General features: G+C 40.6%; 34 protein-coding genes and 1 riboswitch. Of the genes, 31 read left to right on the top strand and 3 right to left on the bottom strand.

The features are described from left to right. Positions 1-99: 99 nt before the first annotated feature. Both IGI67_RS07190 and IGI67_RS07185 read right to left on the bottom strand, forming a co-directional pair. Entirely contained in the window at positions 100-486 is a 387-nt protein-coding gene (locus IGI67_RS07190; protein ID WP_207110527.1) for a YtxH domain-containing protein, read from the bottom strand. Then, on the bottom strand, positions 487-912 hold the full coding sequence (locus tag IGI67_RS07185) for an HIT family protein (protein WP_429957250.1): 426 nt from the start codon (positions 910-912) through the stop codon (positions 487-489). Positions 913-1,106: 194 nt separating this feature from the next. Between IGI67_RS07185 and IGI67_RS07180 the strand changes: the two genes are divergently transcribed. The 16 genes from IGI67_RS07180 to IGI67_RS07105 all read left to right on the top strand — a co-directional run bounded on the left by IGI67_RS07180 (position 1,107) and on the right by IGI67_RS07105 (position 12,641). Continuing rightward, positions 1,107-1,844: an ABC transporter ATP-binding protein gene (locus IGI67_RS07180; protein WP_429957249.1), complete on the top strand. Its 738-nt coding sequence runs from the start codon at positions 1,107-1,109 to the stop codon at positions 1,842-1,844. Continuing rightward, complete coding sequence (locus tag IGI67_RS07175; protein ID WP_429957248.1) at positions 1,837-3,045, top strand: ABC transporter permease; 1,209 nt, start codon at positions 1,837-1,839, stop codon at positions 3,043-3,045. Before IGI67_RS07180 ends, IGI67_RS07175 begins: the two co-directional genes overlap by 8 nt. Positions 3,046-3,048: 3 nt before the next feature. Beyond that, positions 3,049-3,918, top strand: coding sequence for a D-amino-acid transaminase (gene dat / locus IGI67_RS07170; RefSeq protein WP_429957247.1), 870 nt, complete (start codon positions 3,049-3,051; stop codon positions 3,916-3,918). A gap of 89 nt (positions 3,919-4,007) precedes the next feature. After that, positions 4,008-4,790: a phosphotransferase family protein gene (locus tag IGI67_RS07165; RefSeq protein ID WP_207110522.1), complete on the top strand. Its 783-nt coding sequence runs from the start codon at positions 4,008-4,010 to the stop codon at positions 4,788-4,790. Positions 4,791-4,930: 140 nt separating this feature from the next. After that, positions 4,931-5,590: a tRNA (guanosine(46)-N7)-methyltransferase TrmB gene (trmB, locus tag IGI67_RS07160; protein WP_429957246.1), complete on the top strand. Its 660-nt coding sequence runs from the start codon at positions 4,931-4,933 to the stop codon at positions 5,588-5,590. Positions 5,591-5,682: 92 nt separating this feature from the next. Next, on the top strand, positions 5,683-6,615 hold the full coding sequence (comGA, locus tag IGI67_RS07155) for a competence type IV pilus ATPase ComGA (RefSeq protein ID WP_429957245.1): 933 nt from the start codon (positions 5,683-5,685) through the stop codon (positions 6,613-6,615). After that, positions 6,594-7,607, top strand: a complete 1,014-nt coding sequence (gene comGB / locus IGI67_RS07150) for a competence type IV pilus assembly protein ComGB (protein ID WP_429957244.1) — start codon at positions 6,594-6,596, stop codon at positions 7,605-7,607. Before comGA ends, comGB begins: the two co-directional genes overlap by 22 nt. After that, the gene (gene comGC, locus IGI67_RS07145) at positions 7,604-7,876 is read left to right on the top strand and encodes a competence type IV pilus major pilin ComGC (RefSeq protein ID WP_207110518.1); all 273 of its coding nucleotides are present in this window, start codon (positions 7,604-7,606) and stop codon (positions 7,874-7,876) included. Before comGB ends, comGC begins: the two co-directional genes overlap by 4 nt. Beyond that, positions 7,845-8,312: a competence type IV pilus minor pilin ComGD gene (gene comGD, locus IGI67_RS07140; protein ID WP_429957243.1), complete on the top strand. Its 468-nt coding sequence runs from the start codon at positions 7,845-7,847 to the stop codon at positions 8,310-8,312. The genes comGC and comGD overlap by 32 nt, the downstream gene beginning before the upstream one ends. Next, complete coding sequence (comGE, locus tag IGI67_RS07135; RefSeq protein WP_429957242.1) at positions 8,290-8,574, top strand: competence type IV pilus minor pilin ComGE; 285 nt, start codon at positions 8,290-8,292, stop codon at positions 8,572-8,574. Before comGD ends, comGE begins: the two co-directional genes overlap by 23 nt. Beyond that, complete coding sequence (gene comGF, locus IGI67_RS07130) at positions 8,561-8,983, top strand: competence type IV pilus minor pilin ComGF (RefSeq protein WP_207110515.1); 423 nt, start codon at positions 8,561-8,563, stop codon at positions 8,981-8,983. The genes comGE and comGF overlap by 14 nt, the downstream gene beginning before the upstream one ends. Then, entirely contained in the window at positions 8,928-9,296 is a 369-nt protein-coding gene (comGG, locus tag IGI67_RS07125; protein ID WP_429957241.1) for a competence type IV pilus minor pilin ComGG, read from the top strand. The genes comGF and comGG overlap by 56 nt, the downstream gene beginning before the upstream one ends. Before the next feature lie 166 nt (positions 9,297-9,462). Further along, complete coding sequence (locus tag IGI67_RS07120; protein ID WP_207110514.1) at positions 9,463-10,470, top strand: class I SAM-dependent methyltransferase; 1,008 nt, start codon at positions 9,463-9,465, stop codon at positions 10,468-10,470. Between the two features lie 47 nt (positions 10,471-10,517). Then, a complete protein-coding gene (locus IGI67_RS07115; RefSeq protein WP_207110513.1) occupies positions 10,518-11,714 on the top strand; it encodes an acetate kinase in 1,197 nt (398 codons plus the stop codon). A gap of 133 nt (positions 11,715-11,847) precedes the next feature. Continuing rightward, complete coding sequence (locus IGI67_RS07110; protein ID WP_207110512.1) at positions 11,848-12,198, top strand: BMC domain-containing protein; 351 nt, start codon at positions 11,848-11,850, stop codon at positions 12,196-12,198. A 2-nt stretch (positions 12,199-12,200) separates the two neighbouring features. After that, on the top strand, positions 12,201-12,641 hold the full coding sequence (locus IGI67_RS07105; RefSeq protein ID WP_207110511.1) for a EutP/PduV family microcompartment system protein: 441 nt from the start codon (positions 12,201-12,203) through the stop codon (positions 12,639-12,641). A 20-nt stretch (positions 12,642-12,661) separates the two neighbouring features. Further along, positions 12,662-12,835, top strand: a riboswitch (cobalamin riboswitch). 209 nt (positions 12,836-13,044) lie between these two features. On the opposite strand, the gene IGI67_RS07100 is transcribed toward IGI67_RS07105, so the two are convergent. Next, the gene (locus tag IGI67_RS07100; protein WP_429957240.1) at positions 13,045-13,941 is read right to left on the bottom strand and encodes a PocR ligand-binding domain-containing protein; all 897 of its coding nucleotides are present in this window, start codon (positions 13,939-13,941) and stop codon (positions 13,045-13,047) included. 282 nt (positions 13,942-14,223) lie between these two features. On the opposite strand from IGI67_RS07100, the gene IGI67_RS07095 reads away from it, so the two are divergent. The 15 genes from IGI67_RS07095 to IGI67_RS07025 all read left to right on the top strand — a co-directional run bounded on the left by IGI67_RS07095 (position 14,224) and on the right by IGI67_RS07025 (position 26,196). Beyond that, positions 14,224-14,502: a BMC domain-containing protein gene (locus tag IGI67_RS07095; RefSeq protein ID WP_010746546.1), complete on the top strand. Its 279-nt coding sequence runs from the start codon at positions 14,224-14,226 to the stop codon at positions 14,500-14,502. A 17-nt stretch (positions 14,503-14,519) separates the two neighbouring features. Continuing rightward, a complete protein-coding gene (gene pduB, locus IGI67_RS07090; protein ID WP_207110509.1) occupies positions 14,520-15,329 on the top strand; it encodes a propanediol utilization microcompartment protein PduB in 810 nt (269 codons plus the stop codon). A gap of 19 nt (positions 15,330-15,348) precedes the next feature. Further along, positions 15,349-17,010, top strand: a complete 1,662-nt coding sequence (locus IGI67_RS07085) for a propanediol/glycerol family dehydratase large subunit (RefSeq protein ID WP_207110508.1) — start codon at positions 15,349-15,351, stop codon at positions 17,008-17,010. 12 nt (positions 17,011-17,022) lie between these two features. Beyond that, on the top strand, positions 17,023-17,688 hold the full coding sequence (locus IGI67_RS07080) for a propanediol/glycerol family dehydratase medium subunit (protein WP_207110507.1): 666 nt from the start codon (positions 17,023-17,025) through the stop codon (positions 17,686-17,688). Positions 17,689-17,701: 13 nt separating this feature from the next. Further along, positions 17,702-18,214, top strand: a complete 513-nt coding sequence (locus IGI67_RS07075; protein ID WP_207110506.1) for a diol dehydratase small subunit — start codon at positions 17,702-17,704, stop codon at positions 18,212-18,214. A 38-nt stretch (positions 18,215-18,252) separates the two neighbouring features. Next, positions 18,253-20,088 carry a diol dehydratase reactivase subunit alpha gene (locus IGI67_RS07070; protein ID WP_429958619.1) on the top strand — a complete coding sequence of 612 codons (1,836 nt, stop codon included), beginning with the start codon at positions 18,253-18,255 and terminating at the stop codon, positions 20,086-20,088. After that, positions 20,078-20,455, top strand: coding sequence for a glycerol dehydratase reactivase beta/small subunit family protein (locus IGI67_RS07065; RefSeq protein ID WP_429957239.1), 378 nt, complete (start codon positions 20,078-20,080; stop codon positions 20,453-20,455). The genes IGI67_RS07070 and IGI67_RS07065 overlap by 11 nt, the downstream gene beginning before the upstream one ends. Continuing rightward, the gene (locus IGI67_RS07060; protein WP_429957238.1) at positions 20,452-20,979 is read left to right on the top strand and encodes a BMC domain-containing protein; all 528 of its coding nucleotides are present in this window, start codon (positions 20,452-20,454) and stop codon (positions 20,977-20,979) included. Before IGI67_RS07065 ends, IGI67_RS07060 begins: the two co-directional genes overlap by 4 nt. A gap of 81 nt (positions 20,980-21,060) precedes the next feature. Next, complete coding sequence (locus IGI67_RS07055) at positions 21,061-21,345, top strand: BMC domain-containing protein (RefSeq protein WP_242550480.1); 285 nt, start codon at positions 21,061-21,063, stop codon at positions 21,343-21,345. After that, entirely contained in the window at positions 21,338-21,970 is a 633-nt protein-coding gene (gene pduL / locus IGI67_RS07050) for a phosphate propanoyltransferase (protein ID WP_207110503.1), read from the top strand. Before IGI67_RS07055 ends, pduL begins: the two co-directional genes overlap by 8 nt. 15 nt (positions 21,971-21,985) lie before the next feature. Continuing rightward, on the top strand, positions 21,986-22,825 hold the full coding sequence (eutJ, locus tag IGI67_RS07045; RefSeq protein ID WP_207110502.1) for an ethanolamine utilization protein EutJ: 840 nt from the start codon (positions 21,986-21,988) through the stop codon (positions 22,823-22,825). A gap of 72 nt (positions 22,826-22,897) precedes the next feature. Further along, positions 22,898-23,419 carry a PduM family microcompartment protein gene (gene pduM / locus IGI67_RS07040; RefSeq protein WP_429957237.1) on the top strand — a complete coding sequence of 174 codons (522 nt, stop codon included), beginning with the start codon at positions 22,898-22,900 and terminating at the stop codon, positions 23,417-23,419. Positions 23,420-23,535: 116 nt separating this feature from the next. After that, the gene (locus IGI67_RS07035) at positions 23,536-23,799 is read left to right on the top strand and encodes a EutN/CcmL family microcompartment protein (protein WP_207110500.1); all 264 of its coding nucleotides are present in this window, start codon (positions 23,536-23,538) and stop codon (positions 23,797-23,799) included. Between the two features lie 17 nt (positions 23,800-23,816). Next, positions 23,817-24,809, top strand: coding sequence for a cob(I)yrinic acid a,c-diamide adenosyltransferase (locus IGI67_RS07030; protein WP_429957236.1), 993 nt, complete (start codon positions 23,817-23,819; stop codon positions 24,807-24,809). A gap of 1 nt (position 24,810) precedes the next feature. Beyond that, positions 24,811-26,196: an aldehyde dehydrogenase family protein gene (locus IGI67_RS07025; RefSeq protein ID WP_207110498.1), complete on the top strand. Its 1,386-nt coding sequence runs from the start codon at positions 24,811-24,813 to the stop codon at positions 26,194-26,196. Positions 26,197-26,245 lie beyond the last annotated feature (49 nt).

Raw genomic sequence — 26,245 nt, 5'->3', positions numbered from 1 at the left:
ACTATAACACACCTAAAAATGCAAAGGAAAGGGGGTAAAAATAGTTTCCGAGAAAATTCACAATAAAGGCACAATTATATAAGTGAAACAAGTTAATTATTATTTTTCTTCAACAGGTCGTTCTAAGGAGAAGCGGCCCTTTTTGATAGTTGTTTTTTCTTCTGTTTGAGGCAATGATTGATCGATTTTCTTCAACTGTGCTTCGATCTGTTGGATACGAGGATCGGCTTGAAAACGAAATTCTTCAATATCCTTTTCGACGCCAGACTTGAAGGCAGGAACTAATGTATCAAAGGTACCTTTTAAAGTAACCAGTGATTCTTGGAATGCTGTTAAGTTATCATTCAATTCGTCCGTTAATTCGACAAGGTCTCGCGTGTTCGTAATTAGTTTTTCACGTGTTTCTTCGCCCTTACGAGGTGCGAATAGAAGCCCGCCAAGTGTTCCCAGTCCGGCGCCAAAAAGAATTCCCTTAAAAAAGCTCATTTACTTCACCTGCTCTTTGATCTTATCAGCGATTGCCTGCATTTCTTCGGGCGTCTGCTGATCAGTATGGTTGCCAAAATGAATCGAGAAATCATCCTTTTTGCTGTAACGGGGAACTAAATGTATATGAGAATGGAAGACAGACTGATAAGCTAATTCTTTATTATTATTTAAAATATTTAATCCTTCCATTTCAGGAAAAGCTTCCTCGATTGCACGGGCAATTTTAGGGATACGCGCAAACACATCTGCTGCCAAAGTATCATCATATTCAAAAATATCAGTCACATGCTGTTTTGGAACAACGAGTGTATGCCCTTTTGTTGCCTGTGAGATGTCTAAAAACGCATAGACTTTTTCATCCTCATAAATTTTGTAGCTAGGGATTTCTTGATCGATAATTTTACAAAAAATACAATTTTCCATTGCAAACATCCTTTCTGATAGCTCAAGATTATTTATTTCTGAGTCGACGGCTGCTAAGAAAAAAACAGAAGCCGTTGCAAAATCTTCTTTTACTTTACCATAACTTGTTATACTTGTGCTGGAAAAGGTCAGGAGAAGATTAAATATTTGCGGGATTCTGCTATAATACTAACTAAGAAAATGGAGGGGAAAAGATGAGCTTAGCAATTCAGCATGTTACAGGCGGTTATGGACACTTGCCTGTTTTAAAAGATATTAATTTTGAAGTTAAAAATGGAGAGATGATCGGGCTGATCGGATTGAATGGGGCTGGGAAATCCACCACCATCAAAAATATTATCGGTTTATTGACACCGCAAAAAGGAACAATCACAGTTGACGATTTAACCTTACAGCAGGAGCCAGAGAATTATCGGAAAAAGATCGGCTATATTCCTGAAACACCATCGTTGTATGAGGAGCTGACGTTGCGAGAACATATTGAAGTAACAGCCATGGCTTATGATATTCCAAAGGAGGAGGCAATGCAGCGGGCGGAGTCACTGTTAAAAACCTTCCGTTTAGAAAATCGTTTGGATTGGTTTCCTGTGAATTTTTCTAAAGGAATGAAGCAAAAAGTGATGGTGCTGTGCGCGTTTTTGATACAGCCAAGTTTGTACATCATTGATGAGCCGTTTCTCGGATTGGACCCATTAGCAATCAATGCCCTATTGGAATTGATGGTGACCATGAAAGAGCAGGGGGCAGCAATCTTGATGTCTACGCATATTTTGGCAACTGCAGAAAAATATTGTGATCGATTCATTGTTTTACATGAAGGAGAAGTAAGAGCGCAAGGCACTTTACAGGAATTACAAGCTGAATTTAATTTGCCTGATTCTTCTTTAGACGAAATCTATATCGCACTGACAAAGGAGAAGGAACATGCATGATTTTTTTCTATTAAGGCGACAACGCCATCAGAAAAAAATGATGAAGTATATGCGTTACGTGTTGAATGATCATTTTGTCTTGGTGTGCTTGTTCTTAGTCGGCGGCCTAGCCTTTTACTATTCGAATTTATTAAAGCAATTGCCGCCAGATTTTCCATGGAGTTTGCCGATTGTGGGTGTTATATGGTGGTTTGCCTTGCCGTTTGGCAAACTAGCGACTTTAGTCGAGCCTGCCGACATGGCTTTTCTATTACCAAAAGAGAAAGAAATGGGAGATTATTTATCTCGTGGATTACGGCACTCACTCGCCTTTCCGTTTGTTGTTGAGCTGCTTATATGCGGAGCGTTGCTGCCATTGGTAGTTTTAGCTAAACAAATCAGTTTTACCAACTTTTTCTTCTATTTAATAATGTTGTGGGGATTGAAGTTTTCTCATCTGCGGCTGCAGCGATTGGCTTGCTATCAGAAAACACAGGAGCAGACGCAGCGGCTGCTGGTATTATGGTTTATCGTTAGTGGAGCAATCCTATTTGTCAGTCTGTACAGTACTGCTTGGATCGGTACAGTATTGTCTTTAGTTGCCACTTTTGCCTTTATTTCGTTGACGCAAGAAAGAAAACGATTATTGGATTGGAGCAAAATGATTGATCGTGAAAATGCACGATTGCATCGAATTTATCAATTCATTAATCTATTTACGGATGTACCTGAAGTGGAGGCGAAGGTTCGTCGGCGAAAATATTTGGATGGGCTATTGGCTAAAATCTCATTCAAACAAGAGAATACGTATCTCTATTTATTTGCTCGAGGGGCCTTGCGAGGTGCGGAATTTGGCGGTCTGTTTTTCCGTTTGCTGATTGTTGGCGGAGTGTTGTTGTTCTCCTTGAATGATTTCCGCTTTGTAACGGGAGTTAGTCTGCTGTTTGTTTACTTAATCGGATTTCAAATGATTCCTTTATACAATCAGTTTGATTATATTAGTTCGACCCAGCTTTATCCGGTACCAACGAAATATAAAAGGGCAGCTTTACAAAGATTGATGGTCATTCTTTTGTTTGCTGCGGCCATAATTTTTACCTTATGCAGTTTGGTCCATTTGTCAATTGTTGAAAGTATGCTCCTATTAGTACTGCTTTTGATTGAAATCGGCTTGTTTGCTTGGTTTTATCTTCCAGCAAGAATAAAGAAAATGGAGGTCTAGTGAATGAAAGTATTATGGAATGAAAAAATTGTAGATGAATCAGAAGTTAAGATTGATCTTGAAGACCGCGGGTATCAATTTGGTGACGGTATTTATGAAGTGATCCGCATATATGATGGGTACATGTATATGGAAAAAGAGCATCTGGATCGTTTATGGTTCAGTGCAGAAAAAATTCGGATGTCTCTTCCTTTTACAAGAGAAGAATTGAGTCGGCGACTGCATCGATTAGCTGATGAAGTTGGATTAGAAAATGCGCGCGTCTATTTCCAAGTAACCCGCGGTACAGCTAAACCGCGGCTGCATAATTTTCCCGATCCAAAAGAAGTTCAGCCTGTGTTAATGGCTGATATTCAACCTGCAGCACGTCCAAGTGCAAAACAAAACATCGGAATTCGGGCTGGGTTCGTTGAAGATAGACGTTGGTTGCACTGTGATATCAAATCAATCAGTTTATTAGGTAATATCCTAGCTTTAGACGAAGCGCAGCAAAAAGGCTATGATGAAGCTGTTTTGGTTCGTAATGGTAATGTGACGGAGGCATCAGCGTCAAATTTATGGATGGTAAAAGAGGGTGTAGTTTACACACATCCTGATGGCAATTTAGTTTTGCCAGGTATTGCAAAGATAAAAATTCGTGAGCTGACGAAGGCTTTAGGTATCGAGTTGCGGGAAGAGACCTTTACTGAGAAGGAACTATTAATGGCTGATGAGTGTTTCAAGACTAGCTCTGTTGCGGAAATCATGCCGATCATTGAAATCGATGATCAAAAAATCGGTAGCGGCATGCCAGGAAAAGTTACCAAAAAAATTCTCAATGCTTATATTGAAGCAGTGAATTTAGCTGTTCAAGCACATCGCGATGAAAAATAATCAAAGAAGAACATACATGCCCTTGACGAAGTGCCTTTCCCCGACTAAAATAGTAAATACGTTTAAAATGCTAGGGGAGGGCCTTGGGAATGGAGTTTCAGTTGGATAGTGACTGGCGTGTGCAGCCGATCAAAGGCGATACGGGGAAAACGTATATCGGCTATCGAGACGAAGATCGCGTCTTCATTAAACGAAATACCACTCCAATGTTGGCAGCCTTATCCCGTGAAGGAATCGCGCCGAAGCTTGTCTGGATCAAGCGGACAGGGAATGGTGACACGTTAACTGCACAGGAATGGTTGGATGGGCGAATCCTTGAACCAGAAGAAATCCCTCGTCGGAATGATGTAGTGGATGTATTGTATCATCTTCATCACTCGCCTTCATTGAAAGTGATGCTGAAGAAAATGGGTGGACGTCAAGTGTCACCGCAACAATTATTGGGAGATTACGAAGCGAATCTGCCAACGATGATCGAGCAAAATGGATTCATTGAACTGGTTTATGATTATTTGAAAAAAAATATTCCAACGTATGCGAAGAAAAATTATACTGTTGTCCATGGTGATGTGAATCATCGAAACTGGCTGGTCTGTTCTAATTATTTATATCTAGTTGATTGGGACTCGGTCATGTTTGCTGATCCAGCACTGGATATTGGAACGATTTTAGGTAATTACGTACCGCTCTCCAGCTGGAGTAAATGGCTTGTGCGGTATGGTATTCGACCAACGGATGAAAACATGGAGCGCGTTTATTGGTATGGCTTGATGAGTCTGCTTCTTGAAATTGCACGACAATACAAGCGTGAAGAGTACCATCATATGAATCAATCGATTTTACAATTAAAACGAATTTTTGCTGGAAGCTGAACGTTTCGTTCAGTTTTCTTTTTTGCGAGCCGCAGGAATTGAGGTTTTTAATGAGCTTTTCTAGTAGAAAGAGAAGAATTAGCTGGAGCGTATGCGGTACGAAAAGAATACATTTAAGATAGAATTTTTGGAGGAAGACAATGCGAGTAAGAAATCGTCCGGGCGCAGCCGAAATGCTGGCAGCTCGCCCTGAATATGTAGTGCAAGACCCTGAAGCATGGAAAGGGCGCTGGTCTGAACGCTTCGGAAATAATCACCCGATCCATATTGAAATCGGAATGGGGAAAGGACAATTTATCACTGGGATGGCTGCAGCGCATCCAGAAATCAATTACATTGGTGTAGAGATGCAGGTCAGTGTGGTTTCAATGGCATTGGACAAGCTGGTTGAAGCAGAATTGCCTAATTTACAGCTATTGCACGTTGATGGATCAGAATTGACCAATTATTTTGCTGATAGTGAAGTTGATCAAATTTACTTGAACTTCTCAGATCCCTGGCCAAAGAAAAAACACGAGAAACGTCGCCTAACATCGCCGAGTTTTTTAAAAGTAGATGAAGAAATCTTGCGTCCAATGGGAGAAATCCATTTTAAAACAGATAATCAAGGTCTATTTGAATACTCCTTGAGCAGCTTTTCAAAATACGGTATGACTCTTGAGCAAGTGTGGCTGGATTTACATGAGAGCTCCTATGAAGGAAATATCATGACTGAGTATGAAGAAAAATTTTCGAATAGAGGTCAGCGTATTTACCGAGTCGAAGCACGCTTTCAAGATAAGACTAAAACTGAAAAATAGATATTTAACGAAGATGAATCTTTTTTTGATTCATCTTCTTTTTTTTAAAGCCATCAATTTTTTTTACGTATATTATTTTTGAGGTGAAAGGAATGGAGATCGAACAGCTTTCAGACGAATTGATTCAGTACGGCTTCGAGCATCAGATGCAAGACTTATATTTATTACCTCAGGGAGAGAAGTACCGCTACTTTTTTCGCCGAGGCTCCTTCTATGAGCGTGAAGACTCAAATCTATCCTATGTTAAAAATGAAATGTGTGTGGTTACTGCATTGCAGCTGATTAATCGTTTTAAGTATCTGGGTCAAATGGATGTTAGCGAAAAAAGAAAGGCACAATTGGGTGCGATCTCCTATTCCTTGCCTCATGGGGAACAAAGGTTAAGGCTTTCTACCGTAGGAGATTATTTGCATCGTGAAAGTTTAGTTATTCGTTTTTTACATCAATTTGGTCATAGCAAAGAAGTTTATCATCTGCCAGAGCAATTGAGCATCCTTCAAAAGCAGGTAAAGAGGAGAGGGCTTTACTTGTTTTGCGGCCCTGTTGGTTCAGGTAAGACGACTTTGATGTATAAGTTGGCAAGAGAAATAGAGGGGCGTGTACTGACCATAGAAGATCCAGTAGAAATTGAAGAACCCGATTTCCTGCAGTTGCAGGTAAACGAAAAAATTTACCAGAGCTATGACGAATTGATCAAATTATCCTTGAGACACCATCCGGATGTATTAATCATTGGAGAGATACGTGATACGAAGACAATTCAAGGTGCAATCAGAGCAGCCCTGACAGGACATTGCGTTTTCGCGACTTTGCATGCTGCCAGTTTAGAAACTGCTCACGCAAGGGTAATAGAGCTAGGCGGTGAAGCTTCGCTACTCAAGGAATGTTTACAGGGAATTGTTTATCAGGAGCTTTTGTCGCTCAATGAAACGATTGGCTTATTAACTAGCTATCGATTTTATCATGATGACCTGCTATTTACTTGGGAGGAGGGTCTCGAGGCGTGTGGAATAGAACCAAATTAACTAGAAAGCAACGAATTGATTTTGTTCATCTATTAGGTGATTTATTAGAAAACGGCTTCAGCTTACAGCAGTCTTTTGATTTTTTTGTTAACGCAAATCTTTTTCTTCCATTAATTTTAGATTCGGTTCAACGGGATCTTCATCAAGGAAAAAGTTTAGCCATGAGCTTTAACCAATTGAATTATTCGAATGATCAGATTTTACAAATTGAATTGGCTGAATCTCACGGGGACTTAGCGCAAACATTATTAGGTATTGCGGAACAAATGAGATTAGTGCAGCGTCAACGAGAAAATTTTCTCAAAGCCGTTTCTTATCCGCTTCTTTTACTAATATTTTTAATAGTAATTTTGTTAGGAATGCGTTTTTTTTTATTGCCGCAATTGTTAGCTAGCGGAATGATACGAGCAGGGGATTTTTCAGTACAGTTGATTGAATCAGTACCGGTTATTGGATTGGGAATGATTGCTTTTTTACTATTCCTTCTTTTGTGTTGGCGGTCTTTTGGAAAGCGCCATACTTATTTAGCTAGATTTGGTTATTTAGCAAGAATACCTTTGATCGGTACATTATTCAGCAATTATTATTCTGCTTATTTTGCTTTGGAGTGGGGAAAGCTTTTTCAGCAAGGCTTAGAGTTGAATCAAATAATTGAATGTTTGCTAGTAATTGAAGGCAAATCATTAATGCAGGAAATGGCTGCTGATCTGAAAGTTCGTTTAGCTCAGGGGAATACCCTAGCGGAGGAAATAAAAAAGTATCCTTTTTTAACAAAAGAATTCAGCCGAATTGTTTTCCAAGGCGAAGCCCGAGGGAATTTGGCTAAAGAATTATTAACCTACAGTCAATTAGTCTGGCGCCGCTTTTTTAATCAATTAGAATTCTTATGTTCTTGGCTGCAGCCCCTTGTTTTCTTGATCGTGGCACTTTTAATAGTTAGTTTGTACTTAACGATGCTTCTGCCTTTAACGAATTTGGAGGGAATCTTGTGAAAAAGAAAGTATCCGGTTTTACATTGTTAGAAATGTTAGTTGTTCTTTTCATTATTAGTTTGCTGTTGCTGCTCTTTGTTCCTAAGCTGATCAATCAAAAGGACAGTGCGACAAAGAAGAGTGATTCGGCTATCGCAAAAGTTGTCGAGACCCAAATTGAAGTTTTTGAGTTAGATCACGGTAGAGCACCTAGCAAACAAGAATTAATTGATCAAGGCTATGTGAAGGAGAAGCAGTATGAAGCCTATGAGCGGGATAAAGGGAAATAATAAAGCTGGTTTCACTTTAGTTGAAGCGTTAATTGTACTCTTACTGGTTTGTAGTTTTGTTTTATTGCCGACAGTAGCACTTAAAAAATGGCAGCAGCAGCTGGAGAAGACTTTTTTCTACTATCAATTTGAGAAATCAGTTTTGCATCTTCAGCAAGTGGCTATTACAGATCATCGCGGCACTCGTATAGAGCTTCATAAAAATCAACAAATGATCATATTTTATACTATTCACACGGAACTAGCATGGAAACAGTTAAAGATTCCGCAGTCAATTCAACTAGAAAGCAAGGACACCATTTTTTTTAGTGCCGGCAAAGGGAATATTTCTACTGATCAGCCGGGGAATGGGAACATCCCCAAGGTTGTTTTTTCTGATGGTGGTCCAATCACCTATCAATTTCAAATGGGGAGTGGTCGTTTTGAGCGGAAATGAAAAGGGATATATTTTGTTAGAGAGCTTGATTAGTCTAGCAATTTTAATGGTGATTGTTTCCAGTTATGTAGAGGTGACAGTTGGGATGCAGAGGGAGAGTCAGCAACGACTGAGCAGTCTCACAAATTATCGCGATCTTTATACTGAAACGCGACGTTGTCGTCTACATTCTGTAAAGCCGGAAAAATCCCAGATCGAAGTTTCCTTAAAAGAAGGACGAGCATCAAATCAACAAGGAGGGATTCTGATTGTTAAGGAGTAACGGCTTTACATTATTAGAAAGTTTAGTTGCGCTATTGATGCTTAGCGGCATTATTTTGCTGCTATCGGGTCTTATCCAGCATGCCCATAAAATGGAACAGGCGTTGAGCGGGTATCATCAGCTGGAATGGGAAATATTTTTACTTCAATTAGATAATGAGTTAGCTGATGCAGACTACATAGCTGCTACGCAACATGAAATCTTAACTAAAATAGAAGATAAAGGGAAAATGGTTCCATTAAACATACAGAAGGTCAATAAAAGAATTATCAAAAGACAATCTGGCGGGAACCAGCCATTATTGACAGGAGTGAAGCAGTTTGTTTGCCAAGAAAAAAATCATGGAGTGGATTTTGTCGTTACCTTCACTGATGGAAAACAAAAAGAAGGTACATGGATCTTTGAATAGCCAAGGCGGAGTATTGCTCTCTGTGCTTTTGGCTATTTTTTTATTTAGCTTTTTAGTGCTGAATTTAACGACCAGCTATCACCAAACAGCAGATTTAGTGTCACGAACAGAGCAACTGTATCAGGCAAAAATCGCGAAAGAACTTTTTCTAGCAGATTATCCCAAATTGAATGTTAAAAAAGGCACGTGGATGTTCAACAAAGGCGAGATAACCTTTGAAACGGAACAGACTCAATTAAAGATTATAGTGAAAATTAAAAAGAAAACATATCATTTTTATGAAAAAAATAGCACATCAAATTCCTCGAACTGATATAGGTCATGAGATCAAGCAAATATCGGCAGATATATTGTAAAAGATACTTTTATGCTGAATTAGAAAATCAATAATAAAAGAAAGAAAGCGATTGATTAATTGGAACATGTCCGCTAAAATAGAACAGGTATCGTGAGTGTTATATTAGTTAGTGAGGTGCAAGATGAATCCAGAAAAAATAGAAACAGCTTTTTCTTTGATGGAAGAAGCGATCATCGCGTTGCAACATTCACTAAGTACTTCTTTTTTTGACGCTTACATCGAAAATACGGAGAACTTAGTTGACAATGCAAAAGTACGTGTGCTTGATCAACAGCCAGATGAAGCTACTGTAAAAAAAGTAGAGACACTTTATCAAAAACTTTTGGGATTAGAGTTAGGGAAAGAAGATTGGCGCAAATTAACGCAATTGGTTTTACTAAAAGGTTCAAAAACTGAAGGTTTACAGCCCAATCATCAATTGACGCCTGATAGTATTGGTTTTTTATTTGTCTTTTTGATTGAACAGTTGACGTTGAAAAAGGAACAACCATTAGAAATTTTAGATATTACTGTCGGTATGGGAAATCTTTTACTGACGACACTGATTAATCTACAAGCGGCGAATTATTCTGTTAAGGGGATCGGCGTAGATAATGACGAAACGCTGCTCGCGATTGCTGCTTCGGATAGTCTGTTAATGGATGAAGAAATCAAATTGTTCCATCAGGATAGTCTGCAAGACTTATTAGTCGATCCAGTTGATTATGTTATCGGTGATCTGCCAGTGGGCTATTACCCGAATGACCAGCAGGCCGAAAAATTTGCGACTCACTCTGAAAAGGAACATAGCTATGCGCATCATCTATTGATGGAGCAAGCGATGAATTATGTTAAACCAGATGGCTTTGGCCTGTTTTTAGTGCCAAGTAATTTCCTTGAAACAGAGCAAGGACCGTTATTGCAAAAATGGTTGAAGAATGAAGTATTGCTGCAAGGAATCATTCAACTGCCAGATGAATTATTTATATCAGAGCATTCACGCAAAAGTATTTTATTGCTTCAGAAAAAGGGTGAGACGGCTGAACAAGCAGAAAAAGTGTTATTAGTTCACCTTCCGTCATTAAAAGATCCAACCAAAGTAACAGAATTCTTTAAAAAATTCGAGGACTGGAAGTCTTCTAATTTATAAACTGCTCAAGTGAGCAAAAGGGAATCCAATTATAAAGGAGAGTTAAAATGTCAAAAACAATTGCAATCAATGCAGGTAGTTCAAGTCTAAAATGGCAGCTTTATCAAATGCCTGAAGAATCAGTCATCGCAAAGGGGATCGTTGAACGGATCGGCTTGAATGATTCAATCTTCACAATCAAATATGGCGATGGACAAAAATTTGAACAAATTTTGGATATTAAAGACCATGAAGTTGCGGTTCAAATGTTATTAGATCAATTGCTTGAACTAAAAATTATTGCGTCGTTTGATGAAATTACTGGTGTTGGTCATCGTGTAGTAGCTGGTGGGGAATACTTTAAGGATTCTGTTTTGATCGATGACGATGTCTTAGCAAAAATTGAAGAGCTAAGCGAGTTTGCGCCATTACACAATCCGGCTAATGCAATGGGAATCAAAGCTTTCCGCCATATTTTACCAAATGTAACGAGTGTGGCTGTTTTTGATACTTCTTTCCATGCAACAATGCCTGCGACTAATTTCTTATACAGTATTCCTAAAGAATATTATGATAACTATTCTGCTCGTAAATATGGTTTCCACGGAACGAGTCATCGCTATGTCTCAGAGCGCGCTGCTAAGTTGCTAGGCAAACCAATCGAGGAAACAAAAATCATTACAGCTCATATCGGAAACGGCGGGTCTGTGACTGCTGTTGAAGGTGGCAAATCAGTGGATACATCAATGGGCTTCACACCATTAGCTGGTTTGACGATGGGGACACGTGCAGGGGATATCGATGCTTCATTACTTCCATATTTGATGGAAAAAGCAGGAATTAAAGATATCAATGAAATGATCGATGTCTTGAATAAAAAATCGGGCGTATTGGGTCTAACAGGCATCTCAAGCGATATGCGTGATATCGAAACTGGTGCTGAAGAAGGCAACGAAGATGCGATATTAGCGTTGGATATCTATTGTGACCGTATTCGTAAATATATCGCTCAATACATTTCAGTGATGAATGGTGTAGATGCAATCGTATTTACTGCTGGTGTTGGAGAAAATGCGGATCCTGTTCGTCGCATGGTTTTAGAAAATATGACTTGGTTCGGTATTGAGATTGATGAAGGAATCAACAAGAGCATCCACGGCAAAGAAGCAGAACTTTCAACTGAAAATTCTCGTGTGAAAGTTTATGTTATCCCAACCGACGAAGAAGTAATGATTGCTCGCGACGTTGAACGTCTAAGTAAATAAGCAATAAAGCCTTTGCCCAAAAGCGGCAGAGGCTTTTTTTATCAAAAAATCTGAAAGCATAATTTTGTTGTATCAGAACAAAACTATGCTATTTTTTTATGCTAAACTTTTTATGAAAGTGAGAGTGACTGTTATGAGTGAAAAAAGAAATATTGAGCGTTCCATTCAAGAATATGTTCCGGGGAAACAGGTCACACTTGCTCATTTGATCCCTCATGCCAATCAGGAGGTTTTTGAAAAGCTTGGACTTGAACATACCGGTAATGCGATCGGAATCTTAACGATTACGCCAAGTGAAGCATCAATAATTGGCGCGGATATTGCCAAAAAATCAGGGAATGTTTCGATTGGTTTTATGGATCGTTTTAGTGGAGCAGTGGTGATCATCGGGGAAGTATCTTCTGTAGAATTCGCATTGAAGCAAGTGACAAATTCACTGGCAACGATTTTAGATTTTGATGTTGCAGAAATCACCAGGACATAAATATGAAGCGTGTCATTTTTATTGGAGAGACGGGCTCTGGAAAAACAACCTTGATGCAGATTCTAAATGATTGGGAAATCAAATATCATAAAACACAGCAGGTTTATTTTACCGATAATGTGATTGATACACCGGGTGAATTCATGGAAAACCGTTTTTACTACAATGCTTTAGTAAGCTCAGCAGTTGAAGCTGATTGTATTGCTCTCGTTCAAAGCATTGCGAGTAAGCAGAATTATTTTCCTCCTTGTTTTTCTTCGCGCTTTACGAAACCGATGATCGGGATCATTACGAAGACTGATTTGGAGCATAGTCCAGCTGAGTTTGAGCTGGCGCAAAAAAGATTACGATTAGCTGGTGCTAAAAAAATATTTTCATTATCTTCCATAAATAAATCAGGCATTACAGATTTGAAAGAATTCTTATTAACAAATGAGTTTTGACAACATATCTATTCTGAGTTATCATGTACTCGTGAATAATTGAATAAGAGCATTTGGAGCAGGGAACAAGGTGCGAATCCTTGGCAGACCCTTTCTACTGTATGCGCGGACAAAATCTCAATAGGCCACTTTCGGGAAGGCGAGATGGAGGATGAAGCGAAGTCAGGATACCTCTCCTTTTGCCGAGATAATTGTATTGGGAGAATTATTTCACCATGAATAGTCCAAGTGACGTTTATTTGGTGAGGTGTCTTCCAGACACCTCACTTTTTTTTGCGAGTTCCACTGTTTATTATTTATATAGCGAAAAAAGAAATCATTGATGATGGTAAATCGTATGCATACGAAAATAAGCTAGCTGTTGTAAAAAAAACAGCCGAAATCCGGCTGTTTAGTATAGAGGCTATTTTATTTTTCGATAATTGACGGGAGTCATGCCAACAAGTTCCTTAAATATTTTGCAGAAATAACTGGTTTGCGAATAGCCGATATTTTGTGAAATAGACTTGATACTAAGGCTCGACTGAGTTAAAAGAACTTTTGCCTGTTCAATTCTTTGTTGATTCAAATAGGTAATAAAGCTGACACCGATTTCTTTTTTGAATAAACGGCTGAAATAGAATTGACTCAGGTAAACATGATTAGCAACATCCTCAAGGGTTAAATTGGTGGTTAGATTGGTATCAATATAAGAAATAGCTTTACGAATTTCATCATTTTTTGAGTTTATAGGGTCTTTTGTTTCTTTTTTATTCGAGTGAAAGTTAAATTTAATCTGCTCTCGTGGATCATTATCATTAAAGTGGTAATCGCCAATTGTTTTTAATAAGGCAGCCGCGGATTCAATTTGAGTCGTATTGACAGTCTTGACTTTCTTTCTCGCTTGACGTAATTCTGGGGAAGATTCCCAGTGAGTAACGATCGGATGGATACGGGTAAATGGGTTCTCAGCGTCATCAGTCATCTCTACTTGGCCAAATAATGCAAAGCCGATTAATTGATTATTGCGAATAATAGGTAATGAAATATCTGTAAGTCCGGCATGGCAACGATAAATACAAGGGTTACCATTTTTTGAGGCCTCCAAGCCTCCAAAGGCATCACATTTTTGGCAAAGAGATTTGAACTCTGGCTTAGAACGCATTATCTGACAAAAAGGGGAGAAGTTATACAGGTCGGAAGTTTCCTTTCCATGTATGTCAACAAGGACCGAGCCAAAATCTGCAGCGAGAGCAAAATCTTGGATTGTTTTGGAAAGTTGCAAGGAACTTTGCGAATTCAGTGTACTGATATTTTCCATGTAAGCGCCTCCTAGTCATCTATCATTCTACCAGAACCTAAATTCATTTTAAATCTAGTTCATACCAATAACATTATTTTGACTAGCAGAAGACAAAATTTTGCTATTTTGTAACTTTAATCGATAGTTGATTAAGGCTTATTTGACGTTGTCTTGACACATTGCAGCGACAAAATTTTAATATTCCAAATAATCGGATTAAAAGATAGGACAAATTTGTTCTATCTTTTTTGTTTATCATAATAAATGTAAGTGCTATCAAAAAATTAGGAGGAATGTTTTATGCAACAGGAAGCGTTAGGAATGATTGAAACTAGGGGGTTGATTGGTGCCATTGAAGCAGCCGACGCAATGGTAAAAGCTGCGAATGTTTCCTTAATTGGAACGGAGAAAATTGGTTCTGGATTAGTCACTGTTATGGTACGAGGAGATGTAGGTGCAGTAAAAGCAGCAGTTGATGCAGGAGTTTCTGCAGCTGACGCAGTAGGAGAAGTTGTTTCTAATTATGTTATTCCACGTCCACATACTGAAGTTGAAGGCTTGCTCCCTAAGTCAGAATAGAAAGGGTGGGATAGCTGATGGCAAACACAGATCAAAAGATCGAAGAGATCATGAAGCGCGTGCTCGCAAAAATGGAAACAGGAAATGAGATGAAAACCACAAACGGAGGAGATCGAAAAATGATTGAAAAGCAATGTGCATTGACAGAATTTGTAGGTGCTACAGAATTTGGAGACACAATTGGTTTAGTAATTGCCAACGTAGACTCATCTTTATTAGAAACAATGAAATTAGAGAAAAAATATCGTTCAATCGGAATTGTAGGCGCTCGTACTGGTGCCGGACCTCATATTATGGCTGCTGATGAAGCTGTTAAGGCAACAAATACTGAAGTTATCTTGATTGAAATGCCTCGTGATACAAAAGGCGGAGCTGGTCATGGTTCGATCGTAATCTTTGGCGGCGACGATGTATCTGATGTGAAGCGTGCGGTAGAAGTTACTTTGAAAGAAGTAGATACACGTACCTTCGGAGACGTATACGGCAACGAAGCTGGACATATTGAATGTCAATATACAGCTCGTGCAAGTTATGCGTGCAATAAGGTTTTTGGCGCCCCAGTTGGAAAAGCGTTTGGGATTTTAGTTGGTGCTCCTGCCGCAATTGGAGTTGTAATGGCTGATACGGCATTGAAATCAGCGAATGTTGACGTAGTTTCTTACGCAACACCGCAAAATGGGCAAAGTTTCTCAAATGAGGTAACGATGACAATTACAGGAGATTCAGGTGCTGTTCGTCAGGCGATCATCTCGGCTCGCGACATTGGTTGTCAATTACTGGGAACCATGGGAAGCACGCCTAAAAATGATCAACCATCATACATTTAAGAGTGGGAGTGAAAAATAGATGAAATCAAAACGATTTGAAGAACTAGAAAAAAGACCGGTCAATCAAGATGGTTTCGTGGATGAATGGGTAGAAGAAGGATTAATTGCGATGCAAAGTCCTAATGACCCTAAGCCAAGTATCAAGATTCTCAATGGTGAAGTAGTTGAGCTTGATGGAAAAGACAAAGCCGATTTTGATTTGATTGATTCATATATTGCTCAATACGGAATTGATTTGACTCGCACAGAAGAAGTAATGGCAATTCCTTCTAAAGAATTAGCGAATAAAATCGTTGATCCAAATATTTCTCGAGAAGAAATCGTACAGTTAACGACTGCTGCTACACCAGGGAAATTGAATGAAGTAGTCGGCTATATGAACGTAGTTGAAATGATGATGGCTGTACAAAAAATGCGTGCTCGTCGTCGTCCGACAACCCAATCTCACGTGACGAACGTTCGAGATAATCCGGTACAAATCGCTGCCGATGCGGCTGAAGGTGCTTTGCGCGGATTTGACGAACAAGAAACAACAGTAGCTGTAGCACGCTACGCGCCGTTTAACGCGGTTGCGATCATGGTCGGCTCGCAAACTGGCCGTCCAGGTGTCTTGACACAATGTTCATTAGAAGAAGCGACAGAGCTTGATTTGGGTATGCGCGGATTTACAGCTTATGCAGAAACAATCTCTGTGTATGGGACTGAGCAAGTGTTTACCGATGGAGATGACACTCCTTGGTCTAAAGGGTTCTTAGCATCTTGTTATGCCTCCCGCGGATTGAAAATGCGCTTTACTTCTGGAACTGGATCAGAGGTACAAATGGGTTATGCAGAAGGCAAGTCAATGCTTTATCTGGAAACTCGTTGTATCTATTTAACAAAAGCTGCCGGCGTTCAAGGCTTGCAGAATGGTTCGATCAGCTGTATCGGAGTTCCAGGGGCAGTACCATCAGGAATTCGCGCTATTCTAGCTGAAAACCTGATTGCTATGCTGCTTGACTTGGAAGTTGCTTCAGGAAATGACCAAACCTTCTCACATTCTGATATCCGCAGAACTGCACGCTTATTAATGCAATTCTTACCGGGAACAGACTTCATTTCATCAGGTTACTCGGCAACACCAAACTACGACAATATGTTTGCCGGCTCCAACTTTGATGCGGATGATTTCGATGATTACAATATCATCCAACGTGACTTAAGAGTAGACGGCGGTTTACGACCAGTCAGTGAAGAAGATGTAATTGCGGTTCGTAATAAAGCAGCGAAAGCTTTACAAGGTCTATTTGAAAAATTAGGCTTGCCAACGATTACAGATGAAGAGGTTGAAGCAGCAACGTATGCTCGCGGATCACAAGACATGCCGGAACGTGACATGGTTCAAGATATTAAAGCAGCACAAGAATTACTCACTCAAGGTAAGACTGGGCTGGATCTTGTAAAAGGATTGTCAGAAAGCGGATTTGAAGATGTGGCAGCAAGCTTGCTCAATCTTTTGAAACAACGTGTAGCTGGAGATTTCTTACAAACTTCTTCAATATTTGATGCGGATTGGAATGTTATCTCTGCTGTCAACGACAAGAATGATTATGCTGGACCAGGAACAGGTTACCGACTTGACGGTTCAGAATGGGAAAAAGTAAAAGCGATCCCTAAAGCAATCAATCCGAAAGATATTTAAGGAGGAGTAAAAATGACAGAACTGAATGAAAATCTTTTACGCTCCATTATTAAAGAAGTTCTAACAGAAATGGAAGCGAATACTGGAGATCAACCTGTTGCTTTTGAACAACCAAAGGCAGAACCTGCAGCATCATCCGATTGGTTTAAATCTGTTGGGGTTGCTCAACCAGGAAATTCTCAGGATGAAGTAGTTATTGCTGTAGCACCGGCATATGCAGAATCACAAACAACGAATATTCTTGGTGTTCCCCACAAAGATATTTTAAAACAAGTGATCGCGGGCATTGAAGAAGAAGGATTAAAGGCTCGAGTGGTTAAAGTTTATCGTACTTCTGACGTTGCCTTCGCAGCGGTTGAGGGAGATAAATTATCAGGCTCAGGTGTTTGTGTGTCGATTCAATCAAAAGGCACGGCAATCATTCACCAAAAAGATTTGCAGCCTTTATCCAATCTAGAGCTCTTCCCGCAAGCGCCACTGATTACCTTAGAAACATATCGGTCTATTGGGAAAAATGCTGCAAAATATGCCAAAGGCGAGTCACCAAATCCAGTACCAATGATGAACGATCAAATGGCGCGGCCGAAATATCAAGCTTTGTCAGCTTTGCTCCATATTAAGGAAACAAAACACGTAGTAATCGGAAAACCAGCAGAAGAAATTTCTGTAACTTTATAGTGAGGTGACTAGAATGAATGAGCAATCTATCGAGAGTTTGGTTCGAGGAATCTTAAAAGATATGAATAATGGTGCAAGTCCCGCAGCATCAGAAAATCCAGTAAGTTCTGGAGCAGCAACTGTTGCGGATTATCCGATCGCAAAGAATCATCCTGATTGGATCAAAACGAAAACAGGCAAGACCTTAGACGATATCACTTTAGAAAATGTATTGAATGGATCATTAACACCTGACGATTTGAAAATCACTCCGCGCATTTTGAAAGCACAAGGAGAAATTGCAACGAGTGCAGGTAGAAAAACGATCGCTAACAACTTCGACCGTGCATCTGAGTTAACGGCTGTTCCTGATACACGAGTGCTGGAAATGTATAATGCTTTGCGACCTTACCGTTCAAGTAAACAAGAGCTGTTAGATATCGCGAGCGAGTTAGAAACAAAATATGATGCGAAAATCAGTGCGGCTTATGTTCGTGAAGCGGCTGCGCATTATGAAAAACGGAAAAAACTTAAAGGTGATAACTAATTTCTAGTTCGGAAATTCAGGAAGAGGAGCAATGAATGATGAAACGTGTAATTGGGATTGATATTGGAAATTCCTCAACTGAAGTTGCTTTGGTTGAAATTGATGACCATCAACATGTCCGATTCCTAGAATCAGCAATTGCGGAAACGACTGGAGTAAAGGGAACGAAGAAAAATCTATTTGGTATCTATAAGGCGATCAACGAGGCCTGTCAAAAAAATAGATTAAAAGTCGAAGAAATCGATTTGATACGCATCAATGAAGCAACTCCTGTAATTGGCGATGTTGCAATGGAAACGATCACCGAGACGATCATCACCGAATCAACGATGATCGGTCACAATCCTAAAACACCCGGCGGGTTAGGACTGGGAGTCGGAACGACCCTTCGTTTTGCTGAGATCGAAAAGCTGGGCAAGAAGGATACCCCGTATATTTTGATTATCGAGAAGACGTTTGATTTCGATGATGTTGCTCGTCGGATCAATCATTTCGTTGAAAATGGTTATCTCATCACTGCGGCCATCATGCAATCCGATGATGGGGTTTTGGTAAACAATCGTTTAACAAAAAAAATTCCAATCGTTGATGAAGTTTCTTATATCGATAAGGTTCCTGTCAATATGCTGGCTGCAGTCGAAGTTGCTGAGACAGGCCGCGGCGTTTCACAATTGTCAAACCCTTATGGGATCGCAACGGTTTTTGATCTTGATTCTGAGGCAACTAAGAACATTGTTCCTGTTGCACGTGCCTTAATCGGAAATCGTTCCGCTGTAGTCATAAAGACGCCAAAGGGCGATGTCAAAGCACGAACGATCCCTGCCGGAAAAATCGAGATTACTGGCGGAAATCGTCGTAGTACGGTTGGGATTTCAGCGGGCGCTGAAAAAATCATGGAGGCTGTTTCGGCCTTCGACGTGATTGACAATGTAACCGGAGAATCTGGAACGAACGTTGGCGGTATGTTAGAGAAGGTTCGTTTAACGATGGCGGAACTAACTGATCGCCCAGTCAACCAAATCTTTATCCAGGATTTATTAGCGGTCGACACCTTTGTACCGATCAGTGTCAAGGGTGGATTAGCCGGAGAGTTTTCGATGGAACAAGCAGTCGGAATCGCCTCTATGGTTAAATCCGATCATTTGCAGATGTCAAAAATTGCAGATGAAATTCAGCAAGATCTAGGAATCAAAGTTGAAATTGGCGGTGCGGAGGCTGAGGCAGCTATCTTAGGCGCTCTGACTACACCAGGAACTTCAGCTCCATTGGCAATTTTAGATTTAGGCGCTGGTTCAACCGATGCCTCCATCATTAAAAAAGATGAGACGATCGTGGCGACACATCTGGCTGGTGCCGGTGACATGGTGACAATGCTGATCCAATCAGAATTAGGCTTGGAAGATGTCTATTTAGCTGAAGATATCAAAAAATATCCTCTAGCAAAAGTGGAAAATATTTTCTATATCCGTCACGAAGACGGCTCGGTTCAATTCTTTGATGATCCGCTAGATCCGGTATTGTTTGCAAAAGTAGTTGTCGTAACGCCTGATGGGTTTGTACCAATACCAGGTGATGATTCAATCGAGAAGATCCGATTGATTCGGCAAACCGCGAAGGAACGCGTTTTTGTAACCAATGCGTTGCGGGCGCTTCGCAGGGTCAGTCCTACTGGAAGTATTCGCGATATTCCATTTGTGGTAATCGTTGGAGGATCAGCTTTGGATTTTGAAATCCCGCAGATCGTAACCAACGCCCTGTCTCATTGTGGGCTAGTAGCAGGCCGCGGAAATATTCGACAAATCGAAGGACCGCGGAATGCTGTTGCAACTGGGTTGATCCTTTCCTATTTGAGGGAGGGATTCGATGGAGCTTGATTTAAATGTGCGACCAATAGTATTGATCTATTTCTCTAAAACGGCTTCGACGGATGATATTCAATACATCCTTTATGGCTTGGAGGAAGAGAAGATTCCTTTTGTGATTGAACAAAAAGATTTTCCAACTGCGACAGAGGCTGCGTATGCAGCGGCCAACACGTCTTCATTAAATGTTGGAATCGGATATGTTAATAATGAAGCCGCCCTTCATTATAAAAATTTGGCACCAGAAACTCCTTATCAATCGATTCAACGAGTTGTAACTTGTCCGCCGTTGATTTTGAAAAGCTTTGGCGGGAATGCGGCACGTTTAGTAAAGGGTGTGCCATTCAAATCAATTGATCCTATGGAGGTGAAAATATGAAACAAGCAATTGGCTTAGTCGAAGTAACAGGATTGGCTAGTGCAATCGAAGTATCAGATACGATGGTCAAGGTAGCGAATGTCGAGCTCTTAGGCGTCGAAAAAGCAAAGGGCTTCGGCTGGATGACAGTGAAGGTTGCTGGCGATGTCGGAGCAGTGAAGGCTGCTGTAGACGCTGGTAAAGCAAAAGCTGTCGCAAACAATGTGTATCTATCAGCACTGGTGATTCCTCGCCCAGCCAATAATTTACAAAAATATTTCTTTGCAAAAGAACAAAAGACCTCTGATTTACCTGCTGAAAGCTTGGAGAAAGCACCAGTGGAGAATGAACCTGCGGAATTGCCAACTGAGAAAATTGAAGAGGTACCGCAGCCGAATGAACCACCTGTGATTGATGAACTACTCAAGGAAGAGAGCAGTAAAGAAGAGGAAATCAAAGAAAAACCGATTAAAGAGGAACCAAAGAAGAAAAAAAATCCACCTAAAGGGTCAAAAAAATCTTCAGATTCCAAAAAGAAAAAATAGATGGAAGAGAATACACAACTTGAAGACAGGATTGATTTCTGTGGTAAAAAATTTCTTTGACATGAAATAGGAGGAATAGACATGAATGATGCATTAGGAATGATTGAAACAAAGGGACTAGTTGGTGCGGTTGAAGCGGCCGATGCCATGGTTAAGGCGGCAAATGTCACACTAGTTGGAACTGAAAAAATTGGTTCAGGCTTAGTTACCGTTATGGTTCGCGGCGATGTTGGTGCAGTAAAAGCAGCAGTGGATGCCGGAAGTGCGGCTGCTGAAAAAGTGGGAGAAGTGGTTTCCGTTCACGTAATCCCAAGACCGCATCACGATGTTGATGACGTTTTAGTGCCTAAAGTAGGCAATGAATAATTTTAGCATTGAGGAAATTAGAAAAATTGTTCGTGAAGTGTTATTGGAGATGCAAGCAGAAACATTTCCAATTGGCATCTCTAACCGACACATACATTTAACGGAAGAACATTTTGACATTCTATTTCCAAATGAATCAATCGAGCCTTTGAAACCATTAAAACAGCCGGGAGAATTCGCTTCGAAGCAGACGGTGACTCTGATAGGACCTAAAGGAGAGATCAAAAAGGCTCGTATTTTAGGCCCCTTACGGAAACGTTCACAGGTAGAGATTTCAAAAACCGATGCACGAACTCTGGGAATTCAAGCTCCGATTCGTTTATCTGGTAACTTAGAGGATGCTGTTGAAATCACGATTCGCAGTGAAGCAGCTGAGTTGACGATTCCAGCGGCAATTGTGGCAAAGCGCCACATCCATTTAAATTATCAGGATATGGAACGTTTAAACTTAAAAGAGGGTCAAGTTGTTTCAGTAGAAATTTTTGAAGGAGCGCGTAGAGTCCTATTTAACGATGTTGAGTTGCGTCCCGGAAAGAATTTTGTTTTAGAAATGCATGTAGATACAGATGAAGCAAACGCTGCAGATATACAGCCAAATACACGAGGACGGATTATTAAAGAATAATCCAAAGGAGGAAGTATGGAATCAATCGAAAAAGCCAATCAATTATTAACATCTTTTCATGAACTTGTGAATACAAAACAAGCTGAGGAGTTCGATCCTGAAGATGGCTATAAAGTTGGAATCGATTTAGGTACTTCCTCTATTGTACTGGTTGTTTTAGATGGAAAGGATCGACCGATTTTTGGTGCCTTTGAGTATGCGGATGTCATTCGCGATGGACTGGTCGTTGATTATCAAAAATCCGTTCAAATCGTTAATCGACTGCGTGCTCAAGCGGAGGAAACGCTGGGTTTTCCTTTGAAGGCGGCCTCAGGTGCAATTCCTCCGGGAACCGTCGGCAATAATAAACGAGTGGTGGCGAATGTCATCGAGAGTACGAACATGCTGGCGGATCAATTAGTCGACGAACCAACCGCAGCCGCTTTAGTTTTAGGTGTAGATGAAGGAGCGGTCGTGGATGTTGGTGGTGGAACGACGGGGATCAGCATCTTTGAGAATGGTCAGCCGATTATTGTAGAAGATGAGCCTACCGGCGGGACCCATATGACACTAGTGATCGCCGGAAATAATAAAATTTCCATCGAAGAGGCCGAGCAGATCAAACGAGATCCAGCACGTGATCGAGAAAATTTTATTATTTGTCGTCCGGTGATTCAACGAATGGCGGATATTACTGCCAATGTGTTGAAAAAGCATCCAACAGATCCAATCTATGTCGTTGGCGGAGCTTCTTATCTGTCTGAATTTGAAAAAGAGTTTTCCAATTATTTGGACCAAAAGGTTTATAAACCAAAATATCCTCAATTTGTTACACCAATTGGAATCGCGATGTCTTCCATTCCAATCATCGATTAAGGTAGTGAATGTAAAACAGCGTTCCAATTGAAAGAGCAACGATTGTCTGCAATAAGAATTGGGAGTAAGAATATGGACGAGTTAGTTGAGCGTATTATTTCAATCATCAATCAGCGAGAACAAAATACCTTATTTCTTTCTTGTCGTACGCCTTCCCATATTAATCAAGGAATTAGCGGCTTTTTATACAATAAGCATATTCATTTGACCGAAGTAGATATCCTATTTTTAGAGCGGTTCATCAAGAAGGATGATCAGGATCCTCTAGTGAAATGGCTGTATCAGAGCTATAACTATGATTGTTCCCTGACCTTCGAACTGGCTTTTTCAAACACGGATTTGATTCCAAATGAATTATTCAACGAGTGCAGTGTGAAATTGCTGAACAACCAAGGAAAACAATATTTTCTATTTCCTAACAAAGTGATCACCTATCAAAAAATCGCTATGCTGACGCAAAACGACATTTTGCTGTTGGCTGCTAATCAATTAGTGACAGATTTGGCCAGGGATCGATTACAGGAAAAGAAAGTCATTGTGGTAGAAAAGGATGCCAGTTCTACTTTTCGCAGGAATCTAATGAAGAAGAACTAATTTCAAGGGAAGCTAGAATAACGTGAAAATTAAGTTAGTAGAATGGTATACGGCACGAAAAGCGGAGATTTTTCAAAAGAAAAATCATCCTTAATTAGAGAAAGGAGTTCAACCCTATGCTGATGGCAAAAGTAGTTGGGAGTGTAGTCTCGACCCAAAAAGATGAATCATTGGTGGGAAAAAAATTAATGATCATCCAACCGATTAACTCCGAGCAGCAGGAAATCCGCTTCCAGCAAGTGGCGGCGGATACAGTAGGGGCTGGTATTGGAGATTACGTCTTGTTGACCAGCGGTTCTTCTGCCAGAAAACTGTTTTCGACTTCTTCAGATGCTGTTGATTATGCAATCGTTGGAATTATTGACACGTTTGATTTTTAGGGAGCTGAGGAAAGTATATGGCGATTTATACAAAAACGGGAGACAAAGGAACAACAAGCCTTTTTGATGGAACAAGAGTAAAAAAATCAGATCTGCGAGTCGATACCTACGGAACATTTGACGAATGTTGCGCGCAGGTCAGTGTTGCTCAGAAGCTAGCAGAGGATCCTGAGACAATCCAGCATTTGGAATGGGTTCAGCAAAAATTATTCCGATTGAATGCAGAGATTGCAACAGAAAAAGATCTCCTCAAGCTAGAAGCAAAGAGCACATTGATTTCAGCTGGCGACATTCAGCAGATGGAAGAATGGATCGATCAATACACCAAACGCTTGCCTGAGCTGCATAGCTTTATTTTACCGGGTCAAACCCTTTCGGCAGCACAACTCCATGTGGCACGCGCTATTTGCCGACGTGGTGAACGACTGCTGACAGATTTATCGGATTCTGCGGAGGTACGGGAGGATGTAAGGAAATTTGTTAATCGGCTATCTGATTGTCTTTATATCTTTGCTCGAATGGAAGACCACCGTGGAGATGAAAAAAAATTGGTAGATGAGATTTTGCGGCGTTATCTTGAACGAAGCCGTCCTCAGATACACGAGAGTCAGTTGGGCAGACATCATGAAATCTTTCAAGCCTGTGAAGAAGCAGCAGAAAAAATAGCTGTTCCTGTTTCAATGGCGCTTGTTGATGAGACTGGCAGTCTTGTGAGCTTTTATCGAATGGCCGGAGCACTCCTAGTCAGTGAAGCTCTAGCGCAAAAAAAAGCATACACGGCTGTTGCGATGAAGACCCACACTCATGAATTAAAAGAGCTGGTTCAGCCGGCAGGAGATCTTTATCAGTTAGAGACCTTAACGGACGGACAAATCGTTACTTTTGGCGGCGGCTTTGTAATAAAAGAGTCATCAGGTAAGGTTTTAGGCGGGTTAGGTATCAGCGGCGGTGCAGTTGAAGAAGATATGGCGATCGCTCAAAAAGGTTTAGAGAAGTTGAAGGAGATTTGACATGCGTGAAGAAGAGATGAAGGAATTGATCGTTAAAATTCTTCAAGAAGCTCAAACAACAACCTCTCCGGCGAAGGAATTTGGTGTTTTTGAGACTGTTGAAGAAGCGATTCATGCGGCAAAATTTGCCCAAGAATGCTATGAAAATCAAACCTTAGAAACAAGAAGAAAAGTGATTGAAGCGATTCGTTGCGGGATGAGACCGCATATTGAAAAGATAGCCTGTGATACGTTAGAAGAAACTGGAATGGGGCGTTATGAAGACAAGCTGCAAAAACTCCAGCTAGTTTTGGATAAAACGCCAGGCGTGGAGGATTTGCGTACAGAAGCGTTGACTGGAGACAATGGAATGACTCTCTATGAGTTGTCGCCTTATGGTGTTATCGGAGCCGTCACACCGAGCACCAATCCAGCAGAGACGGTGATTTGTAATGCAATCGGAATGCTGGCAGCGGGTAATGCAATCTATTTCAGCGTTCATCCAGGAGCGAAGAAAATCTCACGCTGGGTCGTAAGCAAATTGAATGAGTTTGTTTATGAGGCGTGTGGTATTCAAAACTTGATTGTTACGATCGCTGAGCCTTCAATCGAAGCAGCCCAAGAAATGATGGTTCATCCTGATGTGCCGTTGTTGGCAATTACAGGCGGACCGGGTGTAGTACGCCAAGCATTGAAGAGCGGGAAAAAAGTTATTGCGGCTGGTGAAGGCAACCCGCCATCACTTGTTGATGAAACAGCAAATATTGAAAAAGCAGCGAAGGATATCGTGATCGGTGCATCATTTGACAACAATATTTTGTGTACAGCAGAAAAAAGTGTCGTCGTTGTTGAGCAGGTAGCGGATTATCTGATCCTTCAGATGGAAAAGCAGGGCGCTTATCTGGTTCAAGATGAAGCTGTTATCCAGAAAATGGTTGATATGACAATCATGGAAAATGGCGCGCCGAGCCGGAAATTCATTGGGAAAGACGCTAATTATATTTTAGCCGAAGCGGGTATCAAGGTAGACTTTGATGTGCGTGTCATTATTCTACGCGCAGATAAGATCCATCCTTTCGTTGTGAAGGAGATGCTGATGCCGATTCTACCGGTTGTTACGGTAAAGGATTTTGATGAAGGATTAACAACTGCGCTGCAGATTGAAAATCGCCGGCATCATACCGCAACGATGCATTCCCAAAATGTTGGACGGATGAATCTGGCTGCGAAGAAATTCCAAACATCGATTTTTGTTAAAAACGGCTCATCCTTTGCGGGATTAGGCTTTGGTGGAGAAGGACCAACAACTTTCACGATCGCAACACCTACGGGAGAGTGTACAACTTCAGCTCGAGATTTTGCTCGGAAGCGCCGTTGTGTGCTGACCGATGGGTTTTCAATTCGTTAAGAATCCGCAAGAGACAGCTATTCATTTGAGCAGGCAGTAAATGCAAAAA

Origin of the sequence: Enterococcus sp. AZ196 (assembly GCF_050498845.1) — a bacterium.
GTDB lineage: Bacteria > Bacillota > Bacilli > Lactobacillales > Enterococcaceae > Enterococcus_A > Enterococcus_A murrayae.
Note: the sequence above shows the minus strand (reverse complement) of the source record. Positions and strands in the feature narration are given on the sequence as shown.

Bases quoted from the DNA above. Each gene is read 5' to 3' on its own strand.
- IGI67_RS07185 (WP_429957250.1), bottom strand. From the start codon at position 912: ATGGAAAATTGTATTTTTTGTAAAATTATCGATCAAGAAATCCCTAGC.
- IGI67_RS07055 (WP_242550480.1), top strand. From the start codon at position 21,061: ATGAATGATGCATTAGGAATGATTGAAACAAAGGGACTAGTTGGTGCG.
- IGI67_RS07075 (WP_207110506.1), top strand. From the start codon at position 17,702: ATGAATGAGCAATCTATCGAGAGTTTGGTTCGAGGAATCTTAAAAGAT.
- IGI67_RS07035 (WP_207110500.1), top strand. From the start codon at position 23,536: ATGCTGATGGCAAAAGTAGTTGGGAGTGTAGTCTCGACCCAAAAAGAT.
- IGI67_RS07070 (WP_429958619.1), top strand. From the start codon at position 18,253: ATGAAACGTGTAATTGGGATTGATATTGGAAATTCCTCAACTGAAGTT.
- pduM (WP_429957237.1), top strand. From the start codon at position 22,898: ATGGACGAGTTAGTTGAGCGTATTATTTCAATCATCAATCAGCGAGAA.
- IGI67_RS07110 (WP_207110512.1), top strand. From the start codon at position 11,848: ATGAGTGAAAAAAGAAATATTGAGCGTTCCATTCAAGAATATGTTCCG.
- comGD (WP_429957243.1), top strand. From the start codon at position 7,845: ATGAAGCCTATGAGCGGGATAAAGGGAAATAATAAAGCTGGTTTCACT.
- pduB (WP_207110509.1), top strand. From the start codon at position 14,520: ATGGCAAACACAGATCAAAAGATCGAAGAGATCATGAAGCGCGTGCTC.
- IGI67_RS07030 (WP_429957236.1), top strand. From the start codon at position 23,817: ATGGCGATTTATACAAAAACGGGAGACAAAGGAACAACAAGCCTTTTT.
- pduL (WP_207110503.1), top strand. From the start codon at position 21,338: ATGAATAATTTTAGCATTGAGGAAATTAGAAAAATTGTTCGTGAAGTG.
- IGI67_RS07085 (WP_207110508.1), top strand. From the start codon at position 15,349: ATGAAATCAAAACGATTTGAAGAACTAGAAAAAAGACCGGTCAATCAA.
- trmB (WP_429957246.1), top strand. From the start codon at position 4,931: ATGCGAGTAAGAAATCGTCCGGGCGCAGCCGAAATGCTGGCAGCTCGC.
- IGI67_RS07175 (WP_429957248.1), top strand. From the start codon at position 1,837: ATGCATGATTTTTTTCTATTAAGGCGACAACGCCATCAGAAAAAAATG.
- IGI67_RS07190 (WP_207110527.1), bottom strand. From the start codon at position 486: ATGAGCTTTTTTAAGGGAATTCTTTTTGGCGCCGGACTGGGAACACTT.
- dat (WP_429957247.1), top strand. From the start codon at position 3,049: ATGAAAGTATTATGGAATGAAAAAATTGTAGATGAATCAGAAGTTAAG.
- IGI67_RS07080 (WP_207110507.1), top strand. From the start codon at position 17,023: ATGACAGAACTGAATGAAAATCTTTTACGCTCCATTATTAAAGAAGTT.
- IGI67_RS07100 (WP_429957240.1), bottom strand. From the start codon at position 13,941: ATGGAAAATATCAGTACACTGAATTCGCAAAGTTCCTTGCAACTTTCC.
- IGI67_RS07095 (WP_010746546.1), top strand. From the start codon at position 14,224: ATGCAACAGGAAGCGTTAGGAATGATTGAAACTAGGGGGTTGATTGGT.
- IGI67_RS07180 (WP_429957249.1), top strand. From the start codon at position 1,107: ATGAGCTTAGCAATTCAGCATGTTACAGGCGGTTATGGACACTTGCCT.
- IGI67_RS07105 (WP_207110511.1), top strand. From the start codon at position 12,201: ATGAAGCGTGTCATTTTTATTGGAGAGACGGGCTCTGGAAAAACAACC.
- IGI67_RS07165 (WP_207110522.1), top strand. From the start codon at position 4,008: ATGGAGTTTCAGTTGGATAGTGACTGGCGTGTGCAGCCGATCAAAGGC.
- IGI67_RS07025 (WP_207110498.1), top strand. From the start codon at position 24,811: ATGCGTGAAGAAGAGATGAAGGAATTGATCGTTAAAATTCTTCAAGAA.
- IGI67_RS07065 (WP_429957239.1), top strand. From the start codon at position 20,078: ATGGAGCTTGATTTAAATGTGCGACCAATAGTATTGATCTATTTCTCT.
- eutJ (WP_207110502.1), top strand. From the start codon at position 21,986: ATGGAATCAATCGAAAAAGCCAATCAATTATTAACATCTTTTCATGAA.
- IGI67_RS07060 (WP_429957238.1), top strand. From the start codon at position 20,452: ATGAAACAAGCAATTGGCTTAGTCGAAGTAACAGGATTGGCTAGTGCA.
- IGI67_RS07115 (WP_207110513.1), top strand. From the start codon at position 10,518: ATGTCAAAAACAATTGCAATCAATGCAGGTAGTTCAAGTCTAAAATGG.
- comGA (WP_429957245.1), top strand. From the start codon at position 5,683: ATGGAGATCGAACAGCTTTCAGACGAATTGATTCAGTACGGCTTCGAG.
- IGI67_RS07120 (WP_207110514.1), top strand. From the start codon at position 9,463: ATGAATCCAGAAAAAATAGAAACAGCTTTTTCTTTGATGGAAGAAGCG.